Source organism: Bradyrhizobium septentrionale, from assembly GCF_011516645.4.
In the GTDB taxonomy this organism is placed as follows: Bacteria; Pseudomonadota; Alphaproteobacteria; order Rhizobiales; family Xanthobacteraceae; genus Bradyrhizobium; species Bradyrhizobium septentrionale.
In genome coordinates this window covers 2,998,698-3,025,353 of record NZ_CP088285.1, presented here as the reverse complement: position 1 = coordinate 3,025,353, position 26,656 = coordinate 2,998,698, and the positions used below count along the sequence as shown (strand labels likewise).

Genomic DNA, 26,656 nt, shown 5'->3' with positions numbered 1-26,656 from the left:
GCTGCCGTCAGCCTTCAGCGTCGATGGCCAGCACCGCAAAACTCGCCAGCCAATGTTCGCCCATATAGTCGCCGGCGATATGCGGCAGGCCGGCGTCGAGATGGCGCCGCGCAGCATCCTGCAGGATCGGACGACGAGCGTCGGCCTCCGGCAATGCGCCGGCCAGAGCCCGCCAACACCATGCGCGGCTGAGATTGAGCCCGTCGAGATGCGCAAGCTTGCCGTCGGTCCGATCGGTGACCGTGGCGGGCCGGAACAGGGTTGCCGGCTCGTGTTGGAGAAGTCGCGGCAGGAAGCGGTCGAACCAGGGCAGGAAGTCGCCGGGCGAGAGCAGCCGGCGCATGCATTCGGCTTCGATCAGCGCAGACGACTGGAAGTCGTCGCCGCTCGGCTCGCCCCAGGCGGGGCAATCCTGATCGGCGCCGTACCAGCGCAGCGCGGTGTGGCGTAACAGCGCGCCGAACGCATCGTCGTGCCTCGCCGCGGCGTAGTCGGCAGCCATGCGAAGCCCGAAGGCGGTGTTGAAGTGCGTGCCGACCCGCACCGGATACGTCGAGAGCGGCAGGAAATCGCGAAAGCGCTGTGCGAAGATCTCGGCCAGCGGCGCAGTCCGCTCGCGCCAGCTGATGTCGTCGAGCGATGAGAGCTCCGCCGCGAGTTTCAACAGCCAGCCCCAGCCATAGGGCCGCTTGAAGCCGCGCGCGGTCGGAGCCGCGAGATAGGCGCATTCGGCCGCGATCTTCTCGGCAACGAACTGCGCGTCGAACAGAGCGCGGATATCATCCGCGGCTTCGAATGCCGGATATCGCCGCAACAGCCGCGCGAGCATCCAGTAGCTGTGGACGCAGGAATGCCAGTCATAGCTGCCGAAGAACACCGGATGCAGTTCGCGCGGCGTGCGCGCGTCCTGCGCCCCGGCCAGCACATGATCCGGCTTGTTCGGATATTCGCGGCCGACATGGCCGAGCGCGATGCGGGCGAATCGAACGGCGAGGTGTTCGGTCAGGATCGTCTCGCTCATGGTGAGGCATTCTCCTTTCGCTCGCGCCGGACAAGCATCTCGATCAGGCGCGGCGTCATATAGATCGGAAACTGTGTGGCCGCGAAAAACAGTGCCGTCATCGGCGACACCGCCGCGCCCATCGCCGACCAGACCAGTCCGACATTGCGGTTGCCGAGAACGAGACCGCTGGTCAGCCGCGCGGCCAGATTGCCCGGCGTGAGCAGCGCGCCAAGCGCTTGCAGGGCGAGATTGCAGCCGAAGGCAAGGCCGACACAGGTAGCCGCGGCGAGCGGCTGCGCCTCGATCTGCGCACGCATCCCGGCCATGGTGGCAACCGCAAATAGCAACAGCGAGGCGAGCACGAGCGCGTCGATGACGCCCACATGCTGCTCCAATTGCGCGCCGGCCCGATGGCGAAGCAGCAGCGCCAGCGCGCCGGCGCCACCGACCAGCAGCGCCAATCGTGTGGCTAGCGCCAGCGGATCGAGCGCGAGATCCGCAAATCCCGCCGCAATCAACGGCACCGTGACCGGTGCCAGCGCCATCGACAGCAGCGTCACCGCAAGCGGAACGGTCGCGTCGAGGCCGAGCATGCGTGCGACTGCCGCCGTGCCGCTCGACGGTGGCGCGCACACCGACAGCACCAGCGCAACGATCAGCTCCGGCCGAAGTCCGGCGCCGCGCGCCGCGAAACCGACCGCAAGCGGACAGGCCAGCATCGCGAGCGCCGGCAACAGCAGCCAGACCAGCGGGCGCCGCAGCGCGCGCCGGAACGCCGCGCCATCGACCTGGAGGAAGGTGCCGAGCACCAGGACGAAGATCGCCATCGCCATCAGCGGGCGCACGCCCGCCGCCAAGGCAGGGAAAACCAGCCCGGCCAGGACACCGATGATCAGCAATGTCGGCCCGCGCGGCACGAGTTTCGCCAATGATCGCTCCAAATCCTTTCACCTCATCGCCATGTCCGCGGCGACCATAGGCCTGGGCAAATCATTGTTGAAATCGATTATTACTATGAGCATTATTGTTTTCATGAATTTAGCTGCTATCGATCTCAACCTGCTGGTCGCCTTCGAAGCCTTGATGGAGGAGCGCCACGTCACCCGCGCGGCCGAGCGCATCGGGCTGGCCCAGCCGTCAATGAGCAGCGCGTTGCGGCGGCTGCGGACGCTGTTTGCGGACGAACTGTTCCTGCGCGCCGGCGCGGGCATGCAGCCGACAGAAAAGGCACTGGCGCTGGCCGGGCCGATCGGCGAGGCGCTGCGGCAGGTCAGGAGCGCGCTGGCACCCGATCAGGCCTTCGATCCGTCCACCGCGCGACGGCGCATCACCATCGCCGCAACCGACTATGGCGATCTCGTTGTGGTGCCGGAACTGACGCGTTTGCTGCGCTTGGAAGCACCTCACACCGACCTCGCCGTGCGCCCGCTGACCGACGCGACGGCTGCCTTGGCGAAGCTGGAGCGCGGCGAACTCGATGCGCTGATCGGCGGCCACCTGCCGGACTCGCCGCGCTGCATCCGGCACCGGCTGTTCGAGGAGCGCTTCGTCTGCATCCGCGACGCGGTCCGCGCGGGCCGATCGGAGCACCTGAGCCTGGACGATTATGCGACCCTGCCGCACGCGCTGTTCTCCGCGGTGGGCGGCGATGGCCTGCCGAGCGTGATCGACGCGCTGCTGGCGCGCCGCGGCTTGAAGCGGCGGGTGGCGGTGACGCTTGCGCATGTGGTGGCCGTTCCCTTCGCCGTGGCAGGCACCGATCTCATCGCCACGATGTCCGAGCGCGTCGCCCGGCGCTTCACGGATCTCGCCGATGTTGCTGTTGTCGCACCGCCGATCGACGTCCCTGCCTTCGCAATCGACCTCATCCATACCAGCCGCGCCGCCCAGGATCCGGCGCTACGCTGGTTCCTGGATGCCGTCGACCGCAGCAGCAGCCGGCTGCGCTATTGAGCGGTGACGGTTGATCCACAGGGGTGGCTAACGACGGCCGCCCCTCCCTATATTGGCGCCTGATCCGAATCAGGCAGCCCATGCGCGTTTTCAGCGTTCCCGTTTCTGCGCCGTTTCTGCGCACCGTCATCTCGGCGCTGGTCGAGGGACGGTTGGTCGCGGGATTTGACGCGCGCAGCGATCCGGCAAAGCTCGCCAACGCCACGCTCTATCTGCCGACCCGCCGCGCCGGACGGCTGGCGCGCGAAATCTTCCTCGATGTGCTCGATTCCGACGCCGCGGTGCTGCCGCGCATCGTCGCGCTCGGCGAGATCGATGAGGACGAGCTCGCCTTCGCCGATCAAGGCGACGACGTCGGAGGCGCCGCGCCGCTGGAGATCCCGCCAAGGCTCGGCGAGCTCGAGCGCCGGTTGACGCTCGCGCATCTGGTCGCGGCCTGGGCCAAGACGCCGGTTTCGGCGCCGCTGGTGGTCGGCGGACCGGCCTCGACGCTGCAGCTCGCCGGTGACCTGGCGCGGCTGATGGACGACATGGTGACGCGCGGCGTCGACTGGCGCGCGCTCGACCGGCTGGTGCCGGACCAGCTCGACAAATACTGGCAGCATTCGCTAGACTTCCTGCGCATCGCGCGCGACGCCTGGCCGAATTACCTCAGGGAGATCGGCCGGATCGAGCCGGCGGCACGCCGCGATCTGCTGATCGAGGCAGAGGCTGCTCGGCTCACCGCGCATCACGCCGGCCCGGTGATCGCGGCCGGTTCGACCGGCTCGATGCCGGCGACAGCGAAATTCCTGCACGCGGTGGCCAAGCTTCCGAACGGCGCCGTGGTGCTGCCCGGGCTCGACACCGACCTCGACGAGGAGTCCTGGGACACGATCGGCGGCGAACGCAACGACGAAGGCCGGTTCACCACGCCGCCCTCGTCGAACCACCCGCAATTCGCGATGCACGCGCTGCTCGACCGCTTCGGCATCAAGCGCCGCGATGTCGAGAGCCTTGCTGAGCCGGCACCGCTCGGCCGCGAAGTGCTGGTGTCGGAGACGATGCGCCCGTCGACTGCGACCGCGCAATGGCACGACCGGCTGGAGCGGCCCGAGGTCGTGGCGCGGATTTCCGCCGGGATGACCAATCTCACCGTGGTCGAGGCGCCCAATCCGGAGATGGAGGCGCTGGCGATCGCGGTCGCGATGCGCGAGGCGCGGCATCTCGGCAAATCGGCCGCGCTGGTGACGCCGGACCGCGCGCTGGCACGCCGCGTAATGGCTTCGCTGACGCGCTGGAAGCTCGAATTCGACGATTCCGGCGGCGATGCGTTGATGGAAACGCCGGCCGGCGTGTTCGCCCGCCTCACCGCCGAGGCGGCGGCGAAGGGGCTGGAGCCGCCGACGCTGCTCGCGCTGCTCAAGCATCCGTTGTTCCGGCTCGGCGGCGCGCATGGCGCGCTGAAACGTGCGATCGAGGTGCTGGAGATCGCGCTGTTGCGCGGCACGCGGCCGCAAGCGGGAACCGGTGGTCTTGCACGCGACTTCGCGCGCTTCCGCGCCGAGCTGGTGAAACTCAACAGCGGCGAAACTTCCTCGCTGCATCGACAGGAGCAACGCGCCCGGTTGCGGGACCGCGACCTCGATCAGGCACAGGCCTTGATCGAGAAACTTCAGGCGGCGCTGGCGCCGCTCGAAGGCATGGCGTCGTCAAAGCCCTATGATTTCGCCGAGCTGGCAGCGCGTCATCGCGAGGCGCTGATCGCGCTGTCGGCCGATCAGAACGGTGTTGCTGTCGCATTCGAGGAGCGTGCCGGCGCGGCGCTGGCGTCCGCGTTCGACGAACTGCTGGCCAAGCAGCAGCCGAGCGGGCTGATGACGCCGCTCGCCGATTATCCCGAGGTGTTCCAGACCGCGTTTGCCGACCGCATGGTGCGGCGGCCGGAATCTGCGCGGGCGCAGCTCAATATCTACGGCCAGCTCGAGGCGCGTCTCACCGAGTCGGATCGCGTCATCCTCGGCGGCCTGGTCGAGGGCGTCTGGCCGCCGGCGCCGCGGATCGATCCCTGGCTGAGCCGGCCGATGCGGCATGAGCTCGGGCTCGATCTCCCCGAGCGGCGCATCGGCCTCTCCGCGCACGACTTTGCCCAGTTGCTCGGCCATGACGAGGTGATCCTCACCCATGCCGCCAAGGTCGGCGGTGCGCCGGCGGTCGCTTCGCGCTTCCTGCATCGGCTGGAAGCTGTTGCAGGCGAAGCGCGCTGGAAGGCGGCGACTTCGGCCGGCGAAACCTACGTGCAATATGCCGCCGAGCTGGACCGCCCCGACAAGGTCGAGCCGATCCCGCAACCGGAGCCGCGGCCACCGCGCGAGGCGCGGCCGCTGAAAATGTCTGTTACCGCGATCGAGGACTGGCTGCGCGATCCCTACACGATCTATGCGCGCTATATCCTGCGGCTCGATCCGCTCGACCCCGTCGACATGCCCCTGTCGGCGGCCGATCGCGGCTCGGCGATCCACGAGGCGCTCGGCGAGTTCACGCAGGTCCATGCCGACGCGCTGCCCGCCGACACCATGCGCACGCTGCGCGAGATCGGCGGTAAGTATTTTGCGCCGCTGATGGAGCGGCCCGAGGCGCGCGCGCTGTGGTGGCCGCGGTTCCAGCGCATCGCGGCGTGGTTCGCCGAATGGGAGCAGGCCCGGCGCGGTGGTATCGACGCTATCAAGGCCGAGATCCGCGGCGAGATCGGCATTCCCCTCGACGATTCCAGGACGTTCGTGCTCTCCGCGCGCGCCGACCGCATCGAGCGGCGCGACGACGGCAGCTTTGCGATCCTCGACTACAAGACCGGCCAGCCGCCGACCGGCAAGCAGGTCCGCATGGGCCTGTCGCCGCAGCTTACGCTGGAAGCCGCAATTCTGCGCGAGGGCGGCTTTGCCGAGATTCCGGCCGATTCCTCGGTCGGCGACCTCGTCTATGTCAGGCTGAGCGGCAACAACCCGCCGGGCGAGCAGCGTTCGCTGGAGCTGAAGATCAAGCCCAGCGACACGCCCCAACCGCCCGATGAAGCCGCCGACAGCGCGCGACGCAAGCTGGAAGCCCTGATCCGCGCGTTCGACGACGAGCAGCAGGCCTACACCTCGCTGAATCTCTCGATGTGGGCGAACCGCTACGGCGCCTATGACGACCTCGCGCGCATCAAGGAATGGTCCGCGGCCGGCGGACTGGGGATCGAGGAATGGTGAAGGCACCCCGTCCCATTCCGCCCGCGGTGCGCGATGCGCAGGCGCGCGCGTCCGATCCGAAGGCGTCGACCTTCGTGTCGGCCAATGCCGGCTCCGGCAAGACGCATGTGCTGGTCCAGCGCGTCATCCGCCTGCTGCTGTCAGGCGTGCCGCCGGAAAAGATCCTCTGCATCACCTTCACCAAGGCTGCCGCGGCCAACATGGCCGAGCGCGTGTTCACGACGCTGGGCCATTGGGTCACGCTCGACGACGCCGCGCTCGACACCGCGATCCGCGAGGCCGGCATCGCGCATCCATCCGACACGCTGCGGCGCGAGGCGCGCAAGCTGTTCGCCTGCGCGCTGGAGACGCCGGGCGGGTTGAAGGTGCAGACCATCCACGCGCTGTGCACCCGCCTGCTGCAGCAATTTCCGTTCGAGGCCAACGTGCCGGCGCGCTTTGCCGTGCTCGACGACCGCGACCAGAACGAGATGATGGAACGCGCCAATCTGGCGGTGTTCCTCGAGGCCTCGCGCAATCCCGACAGCCCGATCGGTCGCGCGCTGATGACGGCGATGGCCAGTGCGGCCGACGTCACCTTCAAGGACGTGGTCCGCGAGGCCTGCCTCAGCCGCGACCACTTCATGGCCTGGACCGATGCCGCCGGCAACGCCGCGGCCGCCGCCGCGCAGATGTCGGCGGCGCTCGGCGTTTCCCCTGACGATCGCATCGAGGATGTCGAGCGCGCGATCGTCGACGGCCCCAACCTGCCGCGGTCGAGCTGGCGGGAAATGGCGACGCTCCTCGACACCAGCAGCAAGGCGGATCAGAAGCAGGCCGAGAGGCTGCGGAGCGCGCTGAATTTCACCGGTGCAGCCCAGGTCGACGAGTATCTCGGTGTGTTCCTGACCGATGACCGCGCGCCTCGCGCGTCCGTCATCACCAACAACTTCATCAAGAAGAATGCTGTCGCGGGCCACCGCTTCGAGGCGGAGGTCGACCGCCTCGGTCCCCTGATCGAGCACCGCCGCGCCGTGGTTGCGCGCGACCGTACCGAGGCGCTGATCCACATCGCGACCGCGGCCGCCGCGCACTACCGGCGCGAGAAGCTGGAACGCGGCCTGCTCGACTATGACGATCTGATCGACAAGACGCTGGCGATGCTCGACCGCGTCTCCTCGGGCTGGGTGCATTACAAGCTCGACCGCGGCGTCGATCACGTGCTGATCGACGAGGCGCAGGACACGAGCCCCCGGCAATGGGACATCGTCGCCCACATCATCTCGGAATTCACCTCCGGCGCCGGCGCGCGCGACGGCCTCGTGCGCACCGTGTTCGCGGTCGGCGACGAGAAGCAGTCGATCTTCTCGTTCCAGGGCGCTGCGCCCCGCGAGTTCGATCTGCGCCGGCGCGAGCTGAAGCGGCGGTTCGAGGAAGCCGGGCTGAAATTCGATCCGGTGTCGTTCACCTATTCGTTCCGCTCCGGGCCGGTGATCCTGCATTCGGTCGACCATGTGTTTCGCGAGCAGGAGATCTTTCGCAGCATTCACGCGGTCGAGAACGGCTATCCGATCCACAATGCGATGGCCGATGCCGGTCCAAGCCTGATCGAGCTCTGGGATCTCGCGGTGGCTGACGACCGCCAGGACATCGAGGGCTGGCGCGCGCCGTTCGACGGCGTCTCGGTGACGAGCCCCGAAGTGAAGCTTGCGCGGCGCATCCAGGCCGAGATCAAGCGCCTGGTCACGAGCGGCACCATGACCGGCAGCGAAGGCGGGCGGCGGGCACTGCGTTATGGCGACATGCTGATCCTGGTGCGGCGGCGCGGCAACGCCTTCGACGCGGTGATCCAGGCGCTCAAGCACGCCAACATTCCGGTCGCGGGCGCGGACCGGCTGAAGCTGACCGAGCACATCGCGATCATCGACCTGATGAACCTCGCCGATGCGCTGCTGCTGCCGCAGGACGATCTCGCGCTCGCAGTGGCGTTGAAGAGCCCGCTGTTCGGCCTCGATGACGACGACCTGTTCAAGCTGGCGTATCAGCGCCGCGGCTCGCTGCGCGAGGCACTGGCGGCACAGGCGTCGGCCGATGAACGATTCTCGGCCGCGCTGTGCCGCCTCGAACAATGCGAACGCCGCTTCACCCAGGAGACGCCGTTCGCGTTCTACGCCGGGCTGCTCGGCGGCGATGGCGGGCGGGCGCGCATCCTGCGCCGGCTCGGCCACGAGGCCAACGACGCGCTCGATGAATTCCTCGAGCTTGCGCTGGGCTATGAGCGCAAGGCGCCGGCCTCGCTGCAGGGCTTCATCGCCTGGCTGCGCGCCGCCGACACCGAAGTGAAGCGCGACATGGAGATTTCGCGCGACGAGGTCCGCGTCATGACCGTGCACGGCGCCAAGGGCCTCGAAGCGTCGGTGGTGTTCCTGGTCGACACCACGACCTCGCCGTCGGACACGCAGCGGCTGCGGCTGATCCATCTGCCGCAGGGCAACGCCGCACCGCATGCGCCCGGCGTCGTGGTGTGGGCCGGCAAGAAGGCCGAGGATCCCCCCAACGTCGCCGATGCGCGCAAGGCGATGCTCGGCGACACCGAGGACGAGTATCGCCGCCTGCTCTATGTCGCGATGACGCGTGCGGCCGACCGGCTGATCGTCGGCGGCTGCATGCCCGGCAACATGAACACGGTGCGGAAATCCTCCTGGTACGATCTGATCACCAAGGGGCTCGCCAACGCCGGGCTCAAGCTCGAGGAAATCGAGACGCCGGCCGGCAAGGTGATGCGCTATTCGCGGCCCGACGACGTCGCCGATCTCACCGGTGCTGCTGCGGCAACGGCCGCGGCGCCGGTCGCGCTGCCGTCGTGGCTGCGGGCTGCGGCCGCACCTGAAGCTTCCGCCGCGGGCGTGCTGCGCCCGTCCGATCCGGCTGATGACGACAGCCATCCGATTCGAACCGGCGAATCGGTGCTGCTGCGCGCCCGCGCCCTGCAGCGCGGCACGCTGGTGCATCGCCTGCTGCAGTCGCTGCCCGATGTCGTCAGCGAGCGGCGGCGCACGGCCGCGCTCGGCTATCTCGCGCGCAATGCCGATGGCTGGAGCGAGGCGGAGCAGGCCGCGCTCGCCGAGCAGGTGCTCGGCCTGATCGCCGATCCGCGCTTTGCCGCCGTGTTCGCGCCAGGCAGCCGTGCGGAGGTCTCGATCGTCGGGCGGCTGGAGCGGCCGGGCCAGCCGAAAGCGCTGGTCTCGGGCCAGATCGACCGGCTGGTGGTGACGCCAAATGACGTCCTGATCGTCGATTTCAAGACCAACCACACCCCGCCGAAGACCGCCGCCGAGGCCCCGCGGGGCTATGTCCGGCAGCTCGCGCTCTACCGCGCGGTGCTCGCCAGGCTTTATCCCCAGCTGCCCATAAGGGCAGCGCTGCTTTGGACCGAAACACCTGAAATCATGGAGATTTCGGCCCCCGCGCTGGACGCCGGGCTGGCATAAGATCATGTCAATGTGACCGAGCTTGACCCGGCAAGGGGGCGTTCATAGGTTTGCCCCATGCTCCCGGGCGCGATTCTCAACCGCGCCCTTTGTCTCAACCGAACGAGGTACTCACATGGCCGTTGGCAAGGTTTCTGACGCCGATTTCGAAGCCGAAGTGCTCAAGGCGACCGGGCCGGTGGTCGTCGACTTCTGGGCCGAGTGGTGCGGCCCTTGCCGCATGATTGCGCCCGCTCTCGATGAAATCTCCGGCGCGATGGGCGACAAGGTCAAGATCGTGAAGCTCAACGTCGACGAGAGCCCGAAGACCGCGTCGAAGTACGGCGTGATGTCGATCCCGACCCTGATGATCTTCAAGGGCGGCGAGATGGCGTCCCGTCAGGTCGGCGCGGCTCCGAAGGCCAAGCTGCAGCAGTGGATCACCGCCGCGGTCTGATCCGTTTCGAATTGACTGATTTGCGGAATGGCCGGCGCCAAGCCGGCCGTTTTGTTTTTTGAGATTGATCCTGCTCGTCATGGCCGGGCTTGACCCGGCCATCAATCTGCTTCCGAAAAGGCGTTCTTGCGAAGATCGATGGACACGCGGGTCAAGCCCGCGTGTGACGAAGGTTGCCCGCGGTCATCTGATCCACCCCGTCGCCAGCGCCGAGGCGAGCTCGGCCTGGCCGTGCTGCCGCGCCAGCGCTGCCATCGCCGCGTGATCGTAGGGCACATGGCGGAACGTCACGTCCCAGCCGCCATCAACCCGTTCAAGGATCGCGTACCGCGCATCGGGCGAGCCGGCCTCGACCACATGCGGATGCGGCTTGCCGGCGCGATAGCCGGGCGAACCGACGCTGCCGGGATTGATGATCAGCCGGCCGTCGCGCAACCGCACCGCGCGGGCGATATGGGTGTGCGCGCAGAGGATCAGCGATTGCCTCACGCCGGCGGCCCTCGCCTCGATCGTCTCAAGCGCGGACATCAAAACTTCGCCGCCCGGCAGCACCGTGTCGAGCCAGTAGGTCTCGTCATCTTGAGGCGTTGCGTGACAGAGGAAAACCTCGTCGCGATAGACCGCATTCGCCGGCAGCGTGCGCAGCCAGTCGAGGTGCGGAGGCTCGAGCTGGGTATAGGTCAGCCGCTCCCATGAGCCCATTTTCTCATGCGGACGGTCGATCAGATAGCGGTCGTGATTGCCGAGCAGATGGACGGCATCGAGCGCCATCAGCACATCGATTGTCGGCCGGGCGTCGAGCGGCCCGCTGACCATGTCGCCGAGATCGACGATGTCGGAGATTCCCTGGGCGCGAATGTCCGACAGCACGGCTTCCAGCGCGAGGTGGTTGCCGTGGATGTCGGCGATCGCAGCAAAACGCATGATGTCAGTCGTTCCCCTTGCGTGCCCCGGACGCGGCGCAACACGCGGTGGTGCGCTGCTGAGCCGGGGCCCATTGCGTCGAGATGGGTCCCGGCTCAGCGGAGCATCGCTGCGCGCCGCTCCGCGTCCGGGACACGAGATTGATTATGCAGGAGGCGTGCCGTTGGCAGCAAGCACCGGGCCGGCCAGATAGAGCGAACCGGTGATCAGGATGCGTGGCGGCACCTCATAGGCGAGCGTGGCGAGCCGTTGCAGCGCGGCGTCGACGCCACCAGCGATCTCGACGCGCATGCCGAGCGCACGTGCGGCGTCCGCGAGTTTATCCGGCGCCATGCCGTTGTCGCGGCCGGGTACCGGGACCGCGATGATGTGGCGCGTCAGCCCGGCGAAATTGGCGAGGAAGGCATTGGCATCCTTGTTGGCCATCATGCCGGCGATCACGACGAGCGGCCGCGACACCCGCTCCTCGAGATCGCCGAGCGCTGCGGCCGCAACGCGGCCGCCCTCGGCATTGTGTCCGCCATCGAGCCAGACCTCGGAGCCCTGCGGCCCCTGGCAGACGAGCGTGCCGGAGGCCAGCCGCTGCATCCGCGCCGGCCATTCCGCATTGACGATGCCGGCCTCATAGGCGGCGATGTTGAGCTTGAACGTGTCGATCGCGCGCAGCGTCGCGATCGCTAGGCCGGCATTGTCGAACTGGTGCCGGCCGAACAGCTTTGGCGCGGCGAGATCCATCAAGCCGCGCTCGTCCTGATAGACCAGCCGGCCGCGCTCGACGCCGACATGCCATTGCTGGCCGGCCGCATGCAGCGGCGCGCGCATGCGGCTCGCCTGCGCCTCGATCACGGCCATCGCTTCCGGCGCCTGCTCGGCAGAGATCACCGGCACGTTGCGCTTGATGATCGCGGCCTTCTCGCCGGCGATCAAACTCAGCGTGTCGCCGAGGAATTCCATGTGATCCATGCTGACCGGCGCGATCACCGCGGCGAGCGGCGTCTCGACCACATTGGTCGAATCCAGCCGGCCGCCGAGGCCGACCTCGAGCAACGCGACGTCGGCCGGATGCTTGGCGAACAGGCAGAACGCCACCGCGGTTTCCATCTCGAAGATGGTGACGGGATTGCCGGCGTTGATGCGCTCGCAATCCTCGAACGTGGCGCGCAGCTCATCGTCGCCGACCAGCTTGGCGCCGCCGACGGCACCGAGCCGGTAGCATTCGTTGAGCCGCACCAGGTAAGGCGAGGTGAAGACGTGCACGCGCAGGCCAGATGCCTCCAGGATCGCGCGCAGATAGGCGATGGTCGAGCCCTTGCCGTTGGTGCCGGCGACATGGATCACCGGCGGCAGCTTGCGCTCGGGATGGTCGAGCCGCTCCATCAGGCCGCGCATGCGATCGAGGCTGAGATCGATGCGCTTCGGATGCAGCGCTGATATCCGCGCGATCAACGCCTCGAACGAGGGTTGCGATGGGGCGGCGCTTGCGGTCACGCGTGCGGCGCGGCCGGCACCGTCTCCGGCGCCGTGACGATCTGGGCCGGCTCGGTGACGGCGACGGTGGGCTTGGAGGCGGTTTCAAGTGCCGGCGACTTGGTCAGCAGGCGGCACAGCCGCGCCAGCGTGGCCTTGATGTCGTGGCGGTGCACGACCATGTCGACCATGCCGTGCTCGCGCAGATATTCGGCGCGCTGAAAGCCTTCCGGCAGCTTCTCGCGGATGGTCTGCTCGATGACGCGCGCGCCGGCAAAGCCGATCAGCGCGCCCGGTTCGGCGATCTGGATGTCGCCGAGCATCGCATAGGATGCGGTGACGCCGCCGGTGGTCGGATTGGTCAGCACCACGATGTAGGGCTGCTTCGCCTCGCGCAGCATCTGCACGCCGACCGTGGTGCGCGGCATCTGCATCAGCGACAGGATGCCTTCCTGCATCCGCGCGCCGCCGGATGCTGCGAACACGATGAAGGGCGACTTCTTCTCGACCGCGAGCTCGAGCCCGCGCACTATCGCCTCACCGGCGGCCATGCCGAGCGAGCCGCCCATGAAATCGAAATCCTGCACTGCGACCACGACACCGGCGCCTTCGAGCTTGCCGTAGCCGACCTTGATCGCGTCGTTCAGACCGGTCTTGGTGCGGGCGTCCTTGATTCGGTCGACATATTTGCGCTCGTCGCGGAATTTCAGCGGATCCGCCGTCACCTCGGGCAGCGCGACGTCGAACCAGGTCTCGTTGTCGAAGACCGACTTCAGCCGCGCCACCGCGCCCATGCGCATGTGGTAGTTGGAGCCGGGGATTACAAACTGGTTGGCCTCGACGTCCTTGTAGAACACGAGCTGCCCGGAATCCGGACACTTGATCCAGAGGTTTTCCGGCGTCTCGCGGCGCAGGATGTTGCGGATCTTCGGCCGGACGACGTTGGTGAGCCAATTCATGGTTCGCTCCGAAATGCGGGTCGGTCCCGCACCAGCTGGATATATGGCGGGCCGGGCGAACCCGGCAAGCCGCCGTCGGCGGCCTTGTTGCCGCCAAATGTGGCTTATTCAGCGGCCTGTTTGGCGCCCCGGACCCCCTGCGCCAGCGTCGACACCAAATCGGCCACCGCGGGCACGGTCTTCGGCGTCGCGCGGCCCTCGGCATCGAGGCTACCCCGCACCACGTCGACGATCGCGGTGCCGACCACGGCGCCGTTGGCGTTTTCGGCGATGGCGCGCGCCGTGTCCGGGGTGCGGATGCCGAAGCCGACGCAGACCGGCAGCCTGGTGTGACGCTTGATGCGGGCGACGGCTTCCGAAACCGCGTTCGAATCGGCAGTCGCAGCGCCGGTGATGCCGGTGATCGAGACGTAGTAGACAAAGCCCGAGGTGTTGGCGAGCACCGCCGGCAAGCGCTTGTCGTCGGTGGTCGGCGTCGCCAGCCGGATGAAGTTCAGCCCGGCCTTCATCGCGGGGATGCAGAGCTCGGTGTCTTCCTCCGGCGGCAGGTCGACGATGATCAGGCCGTCGACGCCGGCTTCCTTGGCATCGGCCAGGAAGCTGTCGACGCCGTAGATGTAGATCGGATTGTAGTAGCCCATCAGCACGATCGGCGTGGCATTGTCGTCCTTGCGGAAGTCGCGGACCATCGCCAACGTCTTGCGCAGCGTCATGCCACCCTTGAGCGCGCGCAGGCCGGCGGCCTGGATCGACGGGCCGTCGGCCATCGGATCGGTGAAGGGCATGCCGATCTCGATGACGTCGGCGCCGGCCTTCGGCAGCGCCTTGAGGATGTCGAGCGAGGTCTTTGCGTCGGGATCGCCGGCCATCACGAAGGTGACGAAAGCGGAGCGGCCCTGCTGCTTCAGCTCGGCGAAACGTGCGTCGATACGGGTGGTCACTTCTTCCTGCCCTTCAAGATGTCGCCGACCTGCGGCACGTCCTTGTCGCCACGGCCCGAGAGGTTGACCACCATCAGGTGATCCTTCGGCCGCTGCGGCGCGAGTTCGGACAGTTTCGCGATGGCGTGCGCGGATTCCAGCGCGGGGATGATGCCCTCGAGCCGCGACAGCAGCTGGAATGCGGCCAGCGCCTCCTCGTCGGTGGCCGACAGATATTTCACGCGGCCGGTCTCGTGCAGCCAGGCATGCTCGGGGCCGATGCCGGGATAGTCGAGGCCCGCCGAGATCGAATGCGCTTCCTCGATCTGGCCGTCGGCGTCCATCAGGAGATAGGTGCGGTTGCCGTGCAGCACGCCGGGGCGGCCGCCGGCGAGCGAAGCCGCATGCAGCTGCGTCAGCCCATGACCGGCCGCCTCGACGCCGAAGATCTCGACCGAGGGATCGTCGAGGAACGGATGGAACAGACCCATCGCATTGGAGCCGCCGCCGATGCAGGCGACCAGCGAGTCCGGCAGGCGGCCCTCGGCCTCCTGCATCTGCTTGCGCGTCTCGTGGCCGATGATCGACTGGAAGTCGCGCACCATCATCGGATAGGGGTGCGGACCCGCCACGGTGCCGATGCAATAGAAGGTGTTGTGCACGTTGGTGACCCAGTCGCGCAGCGCGTCGTTCATCGCGTCCTTCAGCGTGCGCGCGCCCGACTGCACCGGGACCACCGTGGCGCCCAGCATCTCCATGCGGATCACGTTCGGCTGCTGCCGCTCGACGTCGACCGCGCCCATATAGACCACGCATTCGAGCCCGAAACGCGCGCACAGCGTCGCCGTCGCCACGCCGTGCTGGCCGGCGCCGGTCTCGGCGATGATGCGCTTCTTGCCCATGCGGCGCGCGACCATGATCTGGCCGAGCACGTTGTTGACCTTGTGCGAGCCGGTGTGATTGAGCTCCTCGCGCTTCAGATAGATCTTCGCGCCGCCGAGATGCTCGGTGAGCCGTTCGGCGAAATACAGCGGCGACGGCCGGCCGACATAGTCCTTCAGATAGACGTTCATCTCGGCCTGGAACGCCGGATCGGCCTTGGCGTCGGCATAGGCCTTTTCGAGATCGAGGATCAGCGGCATCAGCGTTTCCGCGACGAAGCGTCCGCCGAAAATGCCGAAATGCCCGCGCTCGTCGGGACCGCTGCGGAAGGAATTGGGCAGGTTAGGATTCATCGAACCATCAGTTCTTGGGTTGCGCGGGCGGCGCGGATGAAGGCGCGGATCAATTCGGGATCCTTGACGCCGGGCGCGCGCTCGACGCCGGACGAGACGTCGACCCCGCCGGCGCAGGTGACGCGGACGGCTTCAGTGACGTTCTCGGCATTGAGCCCGCCGGAGACCATGTAGGGCAGCGCGAGATCGAGATTTTCCAGCACGTGCCAATCAAAGGGCGCGCCGAGGCCGCCCGGCCGCGTGGCATCCTTTGGCGCGCGGGCATCGAACAGGATGCGGTCGGCGACGCTGGCATAGCCCGGCAGCGGGGCGAGGTCGGCTGCGGTCTCGACCGGCAGCGCCTTCATCAGCGGCAGGCCGAATTTCTGCTTGAGATCACGCAGCCGCGCCGTGGTCTCCTTGCCGTGCAGTTGCAGGATATCCGGCCGCAGCGTCTCGATGATGTTCTCGATGGTCGCGTCGTCGGCGTCGACAGTCAGCGCGACCTTCACGGCGCGGCCCTTGGCCTGCTTGCCGAGCTCACGCGCGGTTTCGAGGCCGATATGGCGCGGCGACGGCGGAAAGAACACGAACCCCACCATGTCGGCGCCGCCCTCAAGCGCGACGTCGAGCGTCTCGCGCGTGGACAGGCCGCAGATTTTGACGAGCAGGGGCATGGTCTCGAAACGGGGCTTCAAAACGGGTTTTCGGGCGGCCGGAACCGGGGTGCACCCCGGTCCGACGGGGCGGGTTCTACAACGTCGCGCCCTGCTTGTCTCGCCCATTGGGCCCGTAAAAACCAAGCTGGGCCGGCGCCGGGCGGCGCTGCGCCTCGTCCCGAGAGGCAGCGGCCCTGAGGTCGGCGAGTTCGGTGCGGACGTGGCGGGCGTCGGCCTCGTGCTGCCGGGCGGCGCGGCGCCAGCGCCCCTGCCTGAACCAGGTCGCGATGCCGCCCGCGAGCACGCCGAGGATCGCGGAGACGATGATCACGACGAACAGCGGCAGTGTGACCGCAACCACAGGCGTCACAGAGTTGAAGGGATCGAACGACACCGTCACCCAGTGACGGTTGGCGACCGCAAAGATGATGAAGATCAGTCCGAGCGGAATGACGACCACTGCCGTGAAGAACTTTCGCATGACCATCTCTCGCAGCGATGGAGGCAGTGCGGGCAGATCACCCGCAACACGGCAACGCGTGACGCCGCGCGTTAGGCGTCGGCCTTGTTAGGCGTCGGCTTTGGGCGCGTCGACCTTGGAGGCTTCCGCGTCGGCGTCGCGATTGAGGCGCTCGCGCATTTCCTTGCCGGTCTTGAAGAACGGCACGCTCTTCTGATCGACCGGCACATGCTCGCCGGTTCGCGGATTGCGGCCGGCGCGCGCCGGCCGATGCTTCACCGAGAATGCGCCAAAACCGCGCAGCTCGACGCGGTCGCCACGCGCCAGCGCCGCGACGATTTCGTCGAGAATCGCATTCACAATGTTCTCGACGTCCCGCTGGTAGAGGTGCGGGTTGTGCTCGGCGATACGCTGAACAAGTTCGGATTTGATCATCGAAAATGGGATCCGGGCTCTTGCGGAAACCCATTTCCGTGAAAATGCCGTGCACTGTCAAGACGCTAAATCGATTTAGAGCGTCGGGAAATCACGTGACAAATAGCCCAATTAGGGCATGCGGCGATTCCCGCGGAGCGGGAATACCCTGATGAGTACGCGTTTGACAGCTGGCTAGTCGGTTCCCATCGGGCTCCACAGTGCCAGCATGCCATCGAGCCCGAATCGATCGACCGCCTGGGCCACGCCGCCCTGCTCGATCCGCCGCGCGATGCCGCCGAGGCCGAACGCATCGAGTGTCACGGACGCCGCCGTGCGCAGGAAGGTCAGGTCGCTGAATCGCGGATTAAGCTTGTAATTGCGCACCGGCAGGTCGCTTTTGACCTTCTTCTCCGCAACCAGCCAGGCGATCGCGGTCTTCTCGTCCCCGAGCTGATCGATCAGCTTGAGGTCGACCGCCTGCCGGCCGGTGAAGACGCGGCCGTCAGCGACCTTCTCCAGCAGGGCGTCATCCATGCCGCGCCGTTCCTTCACCAATCCACGGAACCATGCATAGGAGTCCTTGACCAGACCGTCGATCGCGGCGCGGGCCTCCGGGCTGGTCGGCTCGAAGCCGTTGGGCGCCGCCTTCAGCGGCGAGGATTTGATCTCCTCCATCTTCACGCCGACGGTCTTGAGCAATTCCGACACGTTCGGAAACTGGAACAGCACGCCGATCGAGCCGACCAGCGAGGTCTGCTGAGCGACGATATGATCGGAGGCGATCGCCGTGATGTAGCCGCCCGAGGCCGCCAATCCCTCGACCACGACGACAAGCGGCTTCTTCGCCTTCAACTGCACCAGCGAGTCGTAAAGCTGCTCGGAGCCCGCGGTGGTACCGCCAGGCGAATTGATGTGCACGACAACAGCCGCATAGCTCGACTTGCCGAGCCGCTCCAGCGCCTCGACGCGCTCCTGGTCGCTGCGGATCAGTCCGTCGATACTGACGCGCGCGATCGCGTTCGAGGTCGTAAAGGTGCCGCGCCCGCCGGCGGCGATCACGCCAACGCCTACGATGGCCGCGATCGCAATGACCGCAGCGGCGACGCGCCAGAACGTCAGCTTGCGCCTGATACGGCGGCGGTCGACGATCACGTCTGAATCCAGCGACATCCGATCTCTCCAGAAATAGTCAGCGCGCAATCCGCGCGTTTTGCAGTCGCAGCGTCACTATCAGCTTAGCCAAATACATCAATTGCGACGCAATATGAAGAAAACAAGGCCCCAACCTCCCCTTGAAAAGGGGAGGTCGCTTTGCTCGCGAGAGCAAAGCGGGTGGGGATCTGCTCCCTCCACATACAGCGTCAGTCGCGGCTGACCCCCATCCCGGCCTCCCCCTTTCAGCCCCTTTCAGGGGGAAGGAGAAGACAATTTCGCTCCGCTCCATGCGGGCTACGGGTCAACAAAAAAGGCCCCGGCTTTCGCCGGGGCCCCAATCGTTCGTCTAGACCGAACGAATGCTTACTTGTCGGTGCCGCGGTTCTTCAGCGCGGTGCCGAGGATGTCGCCGAGCGTCGCACCCGAATCGGAGGAGCCGTACTGCGCGATGGCTTCCTTCTCTTCGGCGACTTCCAGCGCCTTGATCGAGACCTGCACCTTGCGGGCCTTCTTGTCGAACTGGATGACGCGGGCATCGACCTTCTCGCCGACGGCAAAGCGTTCGGCGCGCTGGTCGTTGCGATCGCGGGCCAGTTCGGACCGCTTGATGAAGGTGGTGAACTCGGTGCCCGAGATCCGGACCTCGATGCCGCTTTCCTTCACTTCGAGCACTTCGCAGGTCACGACCGCGCCCTTCTTGACGTCGCCCGGCTCCGCGAAGGGGTCGCCTTCGAGCTGCTTGACGCCGAGCGAGATCCGCTCCTTCTCGACATCGACATCGAGCACCACGGCCTTGACCATGTCGCCCTTCTTGAAGTTGTCGATGACCTGCTCGCCCGGAAGCTTCCAGTCGAGGTCGGAGAGATGGACCATGCCGTCGACATCGCCGTCGAGACCGAGGAACAGACCGAACTCGGTCTTGTTCTTGACCTCGCCTTCGACAGTCGAGCCGACCGGGAACTTCTCGACGAAGACTTCCCAGGGATTGCGCATGGTCTGCTTGAGACCGAGCGAGATACGGCGCTTGACCGAATCCACTTCCAGCACCTGCACTTCGACTTCCTGCGAGGTCGAAACGATCTTGCCGGGGTGCATGTTCTTCTTGGTCCACGACATCTCGGAGACGTGGATCAGGCCTTCGATGCCCGGCTCGAGCTCGACGAACGCGCCGTAGTCGGTGATGTTGGTGACGCGGCCGGTGAAGCGGGCACCCAGCGGGTACTTGGCTTCGATGCCCTGCCACGGATCGTCCAGCAGCTGCTTCATGCCGAGCGAGATGCGGTGCGTCTCGTGGTTGATCTTGATGATCTTGACCTTCACCGTCTGGCCGATGGTCAGCACCTCGGTCGGGTGGTTGACGCGGCGCCAGGCGATATCGGTGACGTGCAGCAGGCCGTCGATGCCGCCGAGATCAACGAACGCACCGTAATCGGTGATGTTCTTGACCACGCCGTCGATCACCTGACCTTCTTCGAGGTTCTGCACCAGCTCCTGGCGCTGCTCGGCGCGGGTCTCTTCGAGAACCGTGCGGCGCGACACCACGATGTTGCCGCGGCGGCGGTCCATCTTGAGGATCTGGAACGGCTGCGAGTTGTTCATCAGCGGCGCAACGTCGCGGATCGGACGAATGTCGACCTGCGAGCGCGGCAGGAACGCCACCGCACCGTCGAGGTCGACCGTGAAGCCGCCCTTGACCTGGTTGAAGATGACGCCGTTGACCTTTTCGTTGTTCTGGAACGCCTTCTCGAGCTTGCCCCAGCTCTCCTCGCGGCGCGCCTTGTCGCGCGACAGCACGGCTTCGCCGAGCGCATTCTCGATGCGGTCGAGGAACACCTCGACTTCGTCACCGACCTTCAGATCGCTTTCACGGCCGGGGCCGGCGAATTCGCGCAGCGCGACGCGGCCTTCGGTCTTCAGGCCGACGTCGATGACGGCCATGTCCTTCTCAATTGCAACCACCTTGCCCTTGATGACCGAGCTTTCCTGCAAATTGCCGCCGGCAAAGGACTCATCGAGCATCGCGGCGAAATCGTCGCGGGTCGGGGTATAGGAAGACACAGTATTCGAAGCCATTTGTTCTCCAGCGCGGGATTCTTGCCGGCCGTTCGGGTTGATGGGCGCACCGCGCGTGAAGTGTCAGGGTTCCGCAAACCCTGACGACCGCTTGTTGCAGGAGGCGCAACAGCGGGCCGGCAGCATGACTGCACGTTCGGTACGTTTGAATTGTCCGGAGCCTGAAACGAAAATATCGACTTCAAGACCTGGGAGCGGGCGTTCCTCCAGATGCGGCGAGGGCTAAAACCCGGCGCCGGCCCGCTCAGACACGGCCTCGACATGGTCGATGGCGCTCCGAACGGCGCTGATATAGCCCCGGAGGTCATTTTGGGCAAGCTGGAAATGCCCGATTTACGGGCGCTTAAGGCTGATCGCGCCCGCGGCTGCGCCTCAACGCCTTGTTGACCGCGTCGCGCGAAATGCGGCGCAGGAGCGGCGCCCTGGAACCCGCCCTTAAGCAGCACCCCACTACGATGGCACCGTTAAAAACAGGGGGACTACCGATGAAAAACTTTGGGGTGCTGGCCGTGTTCGCCGTCCTGACAATTGGAAATGCCGTCGCCGCGCTGCCGGGCGCCGCACCGGCCGGGCACGTTGCTTCGGCCCGGGCGGTGCAGCCGCTTCTGACCATGGCCGAGCAGGAACTGCCGTTCGACCGCTACTGGTCCAAGAACTAAACCAAGAACTGATCCAAAACTGATCCAAGTGGTCCTCGCCGGACCCGGAGCGTGATGACCTCTTCATCGCGCTTTTTCTTGTCCGAACCTCGCTGGATCAGCGCCTGGCGCGTGCCGCCTCGACAATCGCGATGGCGGCGCGGACGCCGGCCTCGATATCGAGGTTGGAATTATCCAGCGTGTGGGCGTCCGCCGCAGGCCGCAGTGGCGCAATCGCCCGGTTCTTGTCCCGATCGTCGCGCTTTAGAATGTCGGCGAGCACCGCTTCCTCGTCGGCGTCCTCGCCGCGGGCACGCGCCTCCAGCGTGCGCCGCCGCGCCCGCACCCGGGGATCGGCGACCACGAAGATCTTCACGTCGGCATTCGGACAGATCACGGTGCCGATGTCGCGCCCATCCAGCACCGCCCCGGGCGGATCGGCGGCGAATTGGCGCTGGAAGTTCACCAGCACCTCGCGCACCTCGGGAATCGCCGACACCACCGAGGCGGCATCGCCGACCCTCTGGGTCTTGAGGATCGGATTGCCGAATTTTTCGGGATCGAGCTCGAGTGCCGCGGCCACCGCCAGCACCTTGTCGCTAAGATCGGCGCCGGCTTCGATCATGGCATAGGCCACCGCGCGGTAGATCACGCCGGTGTCGAGATGGCGATAGCCGTAGTGGTGGGCGAGCCGCTTGCCGAGCGTGCCCTTGCCCGAGGCCGCGGGTCCGTCGATGGCGATGATCATGCGAAATCAGCTCCGAGCGCGCGCATCATCGGAATGAAATCCGGAAAACTGGTGGCGATGAAGCCGGTGTCGTCGATCTTGACCGGCCGATCGGACGCGCAGCCCATCACCAGCGCCGACATCGCGATGCGGTGGTCCATATGGGTCGCGACCAGGCCGCCGCCCGGCACATGGCCGCGGCCCTCGACGATCAGGTCGTCGCCAGACACTTCGACCTTGACCCCATTGACCCGCAGCATGTCGGCGGTGGCTTCAAGCCGGTCGGATTCCTTGACGCGCAGCTCCTGCAGCCCGCGCATGATCGTGGTGCCCTCGGCGAAGGCGGCCGCAACCGCCAGCACCAGATATTCGTCGATCATCGACGGCGCGCGCTCCGGCGGCACCTCGACGCCCTTCAGCTTCGAGGCGCGCACGCGCAATTGCGCCATCGGCTCGCCGGCATCGCCGCGCACATCACTCTCCTCGATCGAGGCGCCCATCTCGCGCAGCGTGGTGAACAGCCCGGTGCGCAGCGGATTGGTCATCACGTCGGAGAACACCACGTCGGATCCCTGGACGATCAGCGCCGCAACGATCGGGAACGACGCCGAAGACGGATCGGCGGGCACCACGACGCCGGCGCCGTGCAGCTCGGGCTCGCCGTTCAGCGTGATCCTGCGGCCGTGGCTGCCTTCCTTCTCCGAGGAGATCTCGGCACCGAAATGCTTCAGCATCAGCTCGGTATGGTCGCGGCTTGCCTCCTGCTCGATCACAGTGGTGATGCCGGGCGCGGACAGCCCCGCCAGCAGCACCGCGGACTTGATCTGGGCCGAGGCGACCGGCGTCTTGTAGACGATCGGCACCGGGTAGCGGGCGCCATGCAGGGTGAGCGGCAGCCGGCCGCCCTCCCTGATGTCGCTGGTCCGGGCGCCCATCAGTTCCAGAGGGTCGAGGATGCGGCGCATCGGCCGTGTGCGCAGCGAGGCGTCGCCGTCGAAGATGGCCGCGATCGGACAGCCGGCCACCGCGCCCATCACCAGGCGGCAACCGGTGCCGGAATTGCCAAAATCGAGCGGGGCTGAGGGCTGGGCGAAGCCGCCGACGCCTACGCCTGCGACCGACCAGGTAAACGGGGCCGTGCGCTCCACCTTGGCACCCAGCGCGCGCATGGATTTGGCGGTATTGAGGACGTCCTCGCCCTCCAGCAGGCCGGAAATGCGGGTTTCGCCCACCGAAAGCGCCCCCAGGATCAGGGCACGGTGGGAGATCGATTTATCGCCGGGAACGCGGACTTTGCCGGCCAGGGGGCCGCAGGCGCGCGATTCCAGCGGGGTTGGGCTGTCAGAATGGGCCAAGATTGTGTCCTCTCGCGCCGCGGCAGGTATCACATAGGCAACACCGCGTCACGCGCCCGTCACTTGCGCGCAAACCGCTATTGACAGCGGCGGCTCAACTAGCCAAGTGAAGCACCGTTTTTCAGCAAAATTCTGGGATGACCACGTTGGCCAAGTCCGAGCTCGGAACCAAGCGTATTTGCCCGACCACGGGCAAGAAGTTCTACGACCTCAACAAGAATCCGGTGATCTCGCCCTACACCGGCGAGGTCGTGCCGATCGCACCCGTGGCCCCGCCGCGGGGCCGTGGCGCCACCGTCAGTTCGCCTGCGACCGCCGCCGAGATGCCCGAGGCGGCCGAGACCGAGGAGTTGGTCTCGCTCGAGGAGGCCGATGCCGAGGAGAACACCGGCAAGGTCAAGGCCGTGGTTCCCGAATCCGAGGACGATATCGAGGTCGACGAGACCATCGATGACGATGACGACGATGATTCGACCTTCATCGCCGATGAGGAAGAGGGCGACGAGGACGTGACCGATATCATTGGTGACGTCGGCGGTGATGAAGAGACTTGAGATCGGCGCCGATCTATGATCAACGGTGCTGCCGCGCGAGTCGCTTAGGCCGCGCGGGCCGGGATCGATCCCCCAGGGTCATCCCAACTGGATAAGGGGCCATAGCTCAGCTGGGAGAGCGCTTGCATGGCATGCAAGAGGTCGGCGGTTCGATCCCGCCTGGCTCCACCACGCTTCGCCCTTCGGGCTACGCGTGGCGCAGCCACGAGTTGCCTGAAGGGCGAAGCGTGGTGTCCGGCGTAGCCCGAAGGGCGAAGACGGACTGCCAACGGTTCTATTCCCGTCCGGATTCAGTGGGTGCGAATGTGGTACGTCTACATCATCCGCAGCATCAACTTCCCTGATCAGGGATATGTTGGCGCCACCGAGGATCTGAAACGACGGATTCCCGAGCACAATGCCGGCAAATCCGCGCACACCTCAAAGTTCCGGCCCTGGCAACTCGTTTGGTACTGCGCATTCCCGGACAAATACAAAGCCCTGGCATTCGAGAAATACCTTAAATCCCACAGCGGCCGCGCCTTCACCAAGAAGCGCCTCTGACAGCTCCCCCTACTCTCCCAGCACTGTATTCAGCCGGTCGCGCAGCGCGACGATCTCATCCTTCATCGCCAGTAACTCGCCGACCGTGCAGTCCGAGGCTGCGAGGATCGACTGCGGAACGACCTTGGCCTTTTCGCGCAGCGCGTGGCCCTGCGGCGTCAGCGCGATCAGGACCTGGCGCTCGTCCTCGGTGCTGCGGGTCCGCTTGATCAGTTCGGCGGCCTCCAACCGTTTGAGCAGCGGCGTCAGCGTGCCGGAATCCAGGAACAGGCGCTCGCCGAGGTGCTTCACCGGCACGTCGTCACGCTCCCACAGCGCCAGCATCACGAGATACTGCGGATAGGTCAGCCCGAGCCGGTCGAGCAGCGGCTTGTAGACGCGGTTGAAGGCGTGCGCCGTCGAATAGACCGCAAAGCAGATCTGGTTGTCGAGCCGCAGCGCCTGATCCGCCGCCGTAGGTTTCCTGACCATGATTCCCATCGAATCCATCTCGTTTCCGGGTCATTCTGGGCTCACTGGAGCCGGGATTCAATTGCGAACAATTAAATGTGAGGCCGCAGATTTTATATTGCGCGCAATCTAATTGCGTGCAACATAGACCGCGTCGAACACGAACTCAAGTCCACCGAAGTCCAAACCCAAGGGAGACCACCATGTCTGTGAACGTGCTCTACAAGACCAGCGCCAAGGCAACCGGCGGCCGCGACGGCCATGCGGCAACGCTCGACGGCGCGCTCGACGTCAAGCTCACCACCCCGAAGGAGCTCGGTGGCGGCGGCGGCGCCGGCAACAATCCGGAGCAGCTGTTCGCGGCCGGCTATGCCGCCTGCTTCATCGGTGCCATGAAGTTCGTCGCCTCCCAGGGCGGCCCGAAGGTTCCCGCCGATGCCTCGGTGACCTCGACGGTCGGTATCGGCCCGCGCTCGGCAGGCGGCTTCGGCCTCGCCGTCGAGCTCGCCGTCTCACTGCCCGGCCTTCCCCGCGATGAGGCCGAAGCGCTGGTCGAAAAGGCCCACCAGGTGTGCCCCTATTCCAACGCGACCCGCGGCAATGTCGACGTCAAGCTGAGCGTCGTCTAATTCGCCTTCCGCCCAATGGTCCGCCACATCAGCGTGGCGGACCATTGCATTTGAGCGGACTTTTTCATTTGAGGGCATTGCATTTCGAATGCCAGTTCGCTTGGCGAACGCAGGCGCAGCCCACTGCATGGGCCTGCGCGGACGGGAGCATTGCTGCCCTTTAAAGGCTCTGGGACCTCGTTTTTGAGTCCCAACTGAGTGAAGGTTGCTTCCATGAATACCCCAGCGGTGACGGGCGCGATGACCGGACTGCGCGTGATCGATCTGACGCGCGTGCTCGGCGGCCCGTATTGCACCCAGATCCTCGCCGACCACGGCGCCGACGTGATCAAGGTCGAGCCGCCCGCCGGCGACGAGGTGCGCGACTGGGGCCCGCCCTTCCACGAGGAAGACGCGGCCTATTTCGTCGGCATCAACCGCAACAAGCGCTCGATCGGCCTCGACCTCGCCTCCGAGGGCGGACGCGTGGTGCTGATGAAGATGCTCGAGACCGCCGACGTGCTGATCGAGAATTTCAAGCCCGGCACGCTCGACAAATGGGGCATCGGCAACGACGTGCTGCGCGCGAAGTTTCCGCGCCTCGTGCATTGCCGGATCTCCGGCTTCGGCGCCGACGGCCCGCGCGGCGGCAATCCCGGCTATGACGCGATCATCCAGGCGATGACCGGCATGATCGCGGCCACCGGCTCGCCGGAGAGCGGCCCGATGCGCATCGGCGTGCCGCTGGTCGACATCACCACCGGGCTCTATGCGGCGATCGGCATCCTGATGGCGCTGTCGGAGCGGCAGCGCTCGGGGCTCGGCCAGTTCATCGAGACCACGCTGTACGAGACCGGGCTCGCGATCATGCATCCGCACACCGCGAACTATTTCATGCATGGCAAGCCGCCGTCGCTCACCGGTAACGAGCATCCCAACCTCGTGCCCTACGCGATCTTCCCGACCAGGACCGACAACATCTTCATCGGCGTCGGCAATGACGGCACCTTCCGCAAGCTCGCCAAGGAAATCGGCAAGCCCGAGCTCGGCACCGATCCGCGCTTTGCCCGCAACAAGGACCGCATCGCCAACCGCGATGCGCTGCGCCTCGAGCTTGCCGCGGTGTTCAGCCAGCACGAGGCCGAGCCGCTGTGCAACCGGCTGCTCGCGGCCGGCCTGCCGGCAGGCCCGGTGCAGAAGATCGACCAGGCGCTGACCAACCCGCACACGATCCATCGCGGCGACGTCATCGAGAAGGATTGGTACAAGGGCGTCGCCTCGCCGATCCGCCTCGAGCGCACCAGGCCGAGCCTGCGCCGCACGCCGCCGAAGTTCAGCCAGCACGCCGCGGAGGTGCTCGGCGAGTTCGGCTACTCCAAGGACGAGATCAGCGGCCTAGTTGAAAAGGGCGTGGTCTGCGGTCCCCAGCGCAAACGTTGATCCT

Annotated in this window: 24 protein-coding genes and 1 tRNA gene; 10 read left to right on the top strand and 15 right to left on the bottom strand. The window is 66.3% G+C overall.

What is annotated here, in order from left to right; translation table 11 throughout:
• Nucleotides 1-7: 7 nt before the first annotated feature.
• Both HAP48_RS16130 and HAP48_RS16125 read right to left on the bottom strand, forming a co-directional pair.
• Complete coding sequence (locus HAP48_RS16130; RefSeq protein WP_166212746.1) at nt 8-1,021, bottom strand: DUF2891 domain-containing protein; 1,014 nt, start codon at nt 1,019-1,021, stop codon at nt 8-10.
• Nucleotides 1,018-1,932, bottom strand: coding sequence for a hypothetical protein (locus HAP48_RS16125; protein WP_210292850.1), 915 nt, complete (start codon nt 1,930-1,932; stop codon nt 1,018-1,020). Before HAP48_RS16125 ends, HAP48_RS16130 begins: the two co-directional genes overlap by 4 nt.
• On the opposite strand from HAP48_RS16125, the gene HAP48_RS16120 reads away from it, so the two are divergent.
• The 4 genes from HAP48_RS16120 (at nt 1,892) to trxA (ending at nt 10,089) form a co-directional block, all read left to right on the top strand.
• The gene (locus tag HAP48_RS16120; protein WP_224496482.1) at nt 1,892-2,956 is read left to right on the top strand and encodes a LysR family transcriptional regulator; all 1,065 of its coding nucleotides are present in this window, start codon (nt 1,892-1,894) and stop codon (nt 2,954-2,956) included. The genes HAP48_RS16125 and HAP48_RS16120 overlap by 41 nt on opposite strands.
• Nucleotides 2,957-3,036: 80 nt before the next feature.
• A complete protein-coding gene (addB, locus tag HAP48_RS16115; RefSeq protein WP_166212748.1) occupies nt 3,037-6,183 on the top strand; it encodes a double-strand break repair protein AddB in 3,147 nt (1,048 codons plus the stop codon).
• On the top strand, nt 6,177-9,653 hold the full coding sequence (gene addA, locus HAP48_RS16110; RefSeq protein ID WP_166212751.1) for a double-strand break repair helicase AddA: 3,477 nt from the start codon (nt 6,177-6,179) through the stop codon (nt 9,651-9,653). The genes addB and addA overlap by 7 nt, the downstream gene beginning before the upstream one ends.
• 115 nt (nt 9,654-9,768) lie before the next feature.
• The gene (gene trxA / locus HAP48_RS16105; protein WP_016847387.1) at nt 9,769-10,089 is read left to right on the top strand and encodes a thioredoxin; all 321 of its coding nucleotides are present in this window, start codon (nt 9,769-9,771) and stop codon (nt 10,087-10,089) included.
• Nucleotides 10,090-10,272: 183 nt separating this feature from the next.
• Here trxA and HAP48_RS16100 read toward each other — a convergent pair whose 3' ends face one another.
• The 10 genes from HAP48_RS16100 to rpsA all read right to left on the bottom strand — a co-directional run bounded on the left by HAP48_RS16100 (nt 10,273) and on the right by rpsA (nt 20,337).
• Entirely contained in the window at nt 10,273-11,013 is a 741-nt protein-coding gene (locus tag HAP48_RS16100; protein ID WP_166212753.1) for a metallophosphoesterase family protein, read from the bottom strand.
• 144 nt (nt 11,014-11,157) lie between these two features.
• Nucleotides 11,158-12,402: a bifunctional folylpolyglutamate synthase/dihydrofolate synthase gene (locus HAP48_RS16095; protein ID WP_420869899.1), complete on the bottom strand. Its 1,245-nt coding sequence runs from the start codon at nt 12,400-12,402 to the stop codon at nt 11,158-11,160.
• Between the two features lie 95 nt (nt 12,403-12,497).
• Complete coding sequence (gene accD / locus HAP48_RS16090) at nt 12,498-13,439, bottom strand: acetyl-CoA carboxylase, carboxyltransferase subunit beta (RefSeq protein ID WP_166212757.1); 942 nt, start codon at nt 13,437-13,439, stop codon at nt 12,498-12,500.
• Nucleotides 13,440-13,543: 104 nt separating this feature from the next.
• On the bottom strand, nt 13,544-14,380 hold the full coding sequence (gene trpA, locus HAP48_RS16085; protein WP_166212759.1) for a tryptophan synthase subunit alpha: 837 nt from the start codon (nt 14,378-14,380) through the stop codon (nt 13,544-13,546).
• The gene (trpB, locus tag HAP48_RS16080) at nt 14,377-15,594 is read right to left on the bottom strand and encodes a tryptophan synthase subunit beta (protein ID WP_166212761.1); all 1,218 of its coding nucleotides are present in this window, start codon (nt 15,592-15,594) and stop codon (nt 14,377-14,379) included. The genes trpA and trpB overlap by 4 nt, the downstream gene beginning before the upstream one ends.
• Nucleotides 15,591-16,250: a phosphoribosylanthranilate isomerase gene (locus tag HAP48_RS16075; RefSeq protein ID WP_166212763.1), complete on the bottom strand. Its 660-nt coding sequence runs from the start codon at nt 16,248-16,250 to the stop codon at nt 15,591-15,593. The genes trpB and HAP48_RS16075 overlap by 4 nt, the downstream gene beginning before the upstream one ends.
• Before the next feature lie 76 nt (nt 16,251-16,326).
• Nucleotides 16,327-16,713: a LapA family protein gene (locus tag HAP48_RS16070; protein WP_166212765.1), complete on the bottom strand. Its 387-nt coding sequence runs from the start codon at nt 16,711-16,713 to the stop codon at nt 16,327-16,329.
• Nucleotides 16,714-16,800: 87 nt separating this feature from the next.
• Nucleotides 16,801-17,127 (bottom strand): integration host factor subunit beta, encoded by a 327-nt coding sequence (locus tag HAP48_RS16065; protein WP_029082476.1) that lies wholly within the window; start codon nt 17,125-17,127, stop codon nt 16,801-16,803.
• A 174-nt stretch (nt 17,128-17,301) separates the two neighbouring features.
• On the bottom strand, nt 17,302-18,279 hold the full coding sequence (sppA, locus tag HAP48_RS16060) for a signal peptide peptidase SppA (protein ID WP_166212767.1): 978 nt from the start codon (nt 18,277-18,279) through the stop codon (nt 17,302-17,304).
• A 348-nt stretch (nt 18,280-18,627) separates the two neighbouring features.
• Complete coding sequence (gene rpsA / locus HAP48_RS16055; RefSeq protein WP_029082478.1) at nt 18,628-20,337, bottom strand: 30S ribosomal protein S1; 1,710 nt, start codon at nt 20,335-20,337, stop codon at nt 18,628-18,630.
• A 485-nt stretch (nt 20,338-20,822) separates the two neighbouring features.
• Here rpsA and HAP48_RS16050 point away from each other — a divergent pair, with 485 nt between their 5' ends.
• On the top strand, nt 20,823-20,996 hold the full coding sequence (locus HAP48_RS16050) for a hypothetical protein (protein WP_166212769.1): 174 nt from the start codon (nt 20,823-20,825) through the stop codon (nt 20,994-20,996).
• A gap of 97 nt (nt 20,997-21,093) precedes the next feature.
• Here HAP48_RS16050 and cmk read toward each other — a convergent pair whose 3' ends face one another.
• Both cmk and aroA read right to left on the bottom strand, forming a co-directional pair.
• Entirely contained in the window at nt 21,094-21,723 is a 630-nt protein-coding gene (gene cmk, locus HAP48_RS16045) for a (d)CMP kinase (RefSeq protein WP_166212772.1), read from the bottom strand.
• Nucleotides 21,720-23,057: a 3-phosphoshikimate 1-carboxyvinyltransferase gene (gene aroA / locus HAP48_RS16040; RefSeq protein WP_166212774.1), complete on the bottom strand. Its 1,338-nt coding sequence runs from the start codon at nt 23,055-23,057 to the stop codon at nt 21,720-21,722. Before aroA ends, cmk begins: the two co-directional genes overlap by 4 nt.
• A 146-nt stretch (nt 23,058-23,203) precedes the next feature.
• On the opposite strand from aroA, the gene HAP48_RS16035 reads away from it, so the two are divergent.
• From HAP48_RS16035 to HAP48_RS16025, 3 genes are all read left to right on the top strand, one after another.
• Nucleotides 23,204-23,611, top strand: a complete 408-nt coding sequence (locus HAP48_RS16035; RefSeq protein WP_029082481.1) for a TIGR02300 family protein — start codon at nt 23,204-23,206, stop codon at nt 23,609-23,611.
• A gap of 95 nt (nt 23,612-23,706) precedes the next feature.
• A tRNA-Ala gene (locus tag HAP48_RS16030) sits at nt 23,707-23,782 on the top strand.
• A 132-nt stretch (nt 23,783-23,914) separates the two neighbouring features.
• Nucleotides 23,915-24,154, top strand: coding sequence for a GIY-YIG nuclease family protein (locus tag HAP48_RS16025; protein ID WP_166212777.1), 240 nt, complete (start codon nt 23,915-23,917; stop codon nt 24,152-24,154).
• 9 nt (nt 24,155-24,163) lie between these two features.
• Here HAP48_RS16025 and HAP48_RS16020 read toward each other — a convergent pair whose 3' ends face one another.
• On the bottom strand, nt 24,164-24,625 hold the full coding sequence (locus HAP48_RS16020) for a MarR family winged helix-turn-helix transcriptional regulator (RefSeq protein WP_166212779.1): 462 nt from the start codon (nt 24,623-24,625) through the stop codon (nt 24,164-24,166).
• Between the two features lie 182 nt (nt 24,626-24,807).
• On the opposite strand from HAP48_RS16020, the gene HAP48_RS16015 reads away from it, so the two are divergent.
• Complete coding sequence (locus HAP48_RS16015; RefSeq protein ID WP_166212781.1) at nt 24,808-25,233, top strand: organic hydroperoxide resistance protein; 426 nt, start codon at nt 24,808-24,810, stop codon at nt 25,231-25,233.
• A 213-nt stretch (nt 25,234-25,446) separates the two neighbouring features.
• Nucleotides 25,447-26,652, top strand: coding sequence for a CaiB/BaiF CoA transferase family protein (locus HAP48_RS16010; RefSeq protein WP_166212783.1), 1,206 nt, complete (start codon nt 25,447-25,449; stop codon nt 26,650-26,652).
• Nucleotides 26,653-26,656: the final 4 nt, after the last annotated feature.

Bases quoted from the DNA above. Each gene is read 5' to 3' on its own strand.
- accD (WP_166212757.1), bottom strand. From the start codon at position 13,439: ATGAATTGGCTCACCAACGTCGTCCGGCCGAAGATCCGCAACATCCTG.
- HAP48_RS16015 (WP_166212781.1), top strand. From the start codon at position 24,808: ATGTCTGTGAACGTGCTCTACAAGACCAGCGCCAAGGCAACCGGCGGC.
- HAP48_RS16130 (WP_166212746.1), bottom strand. From the start codon at position 1,021: ATGAGCGAGACGATCCTGACCGAACACCTCGCCGTTCGATTCGCCCGC.
- HAP48_RS16120 (WP_224496482.1), top strand. From the start codon at position 1,892: ATGATCAGCAATGTCGGCCCGCGCGGCACGAGTTTCGCCAATGATCGC.
- HAP48_RS16065 (WP_029082476.1), bottom strand. From the start codon at position 17,127: ATGATCAAATCCGAACTTGTTCAGCGTATCGCCGAGCACAACCCGCAC.
- HAP48_RS16095 (WP_420869899.1), bottom strand. From the start codon at position 12,402: ATGCGCGGCCTGATGGAGCGGCTCGACCATCCCGAGCGCAAGCTGCCG.
- HAP48_RS16100 (WP_166212753.1), bottom strand. From the start codon at position 11,013: ATGCGTTTTGCTGCGATCGCCGACATCCACGGCAACCACCTCGCGCTG.
- cmk (WP_166212772.1), bottom strand. From the start codon at position 21,723: ATGATCATCGCCATCGACGGACCCGCGGCCTCGGGCAAGGGCACGCTC.
- HAP48_RS16025 (WP_166212777.1), top strand. From the start codon at position 23,915: ATGTGGTACGTCTACATCATCCGCAGCATCAACTTCCCTGATCAGGGA.
- addA (WP_166212751.1), top strand. From the start codon at position 6,177: ATGGTGAAGGCACCCCGTCCCATTCCGCCCGCGGTGCGCGATGCGCAG.
- HAP48_RS16050 (WP_166212769.1), top strand. From the start codon at position 20,823: ATGAAAAACTTTGGGGTGCTGGCCGTGTTCGCCGTCCTGACAATTGGA.
- rpsA (WP_029082478.1), bottom strand. From the start codon at position 20,337: ATGGCTTCGAATACTGTGTCTTCCTATACCCCGACCCGCGACGATTTC.
- HAP48_RS16020 (WP_166212779.1), bottom strand. From the start codon at position 24,625: ATGGTCAGGAAACCTACGGCGGCGGATCAGGCGCTGCGGCTCGACAAC.
- HAP48_RS16010 (WP_166212783.1), top strand. From the start codon at position 25,447: ATGAATACCCCAGCGGTGACGGGCGCGATGACCGGACTGCGCGTGATC.
- HAP48_RS16075 (WP_166212763.1), bottom strand. From the start codon at position 16,250: ATGCCCCTGCTCGTCAAAATCTGCGGCCTGTCCACGCGCGAGACGCTC.
- trpB (WP_166212761.1), bottom strand. From the start codon at position 15,594: ATGAATCCTAACCTGCCCAATTCCTTCCGCAGCGGTCCCGACGAGCGC.
- sppA (WP_166212767.1), bottom strand. From the start codon at position 18,279: ATGTCGCTGGATTCAGACGTGATCGTCGACCGCCGCCGTATCAGGCGC.
- HAP48_RS16070 (WP_166212765.1), bottom strand. From the start codon at position 16,713: ATGCGAAAGTTCTTCACGGCAGTGGTCGTCATTCCGCTCGGACTGATC.
- addB (WP_166212748.1), top strand. From the start codon at position 3,037: ATGCGCGTTTTCAGCGTTCCCGTTTCTGCGCCGTTTCTGCGCACCGTC.
- trxA (WP_016847387.1), top strand. From the start codon at position 9,769: ATGGCCGTTGGCAAGGTTTCTGACGCCGATTTCGAAGCCGAAGTGCTC.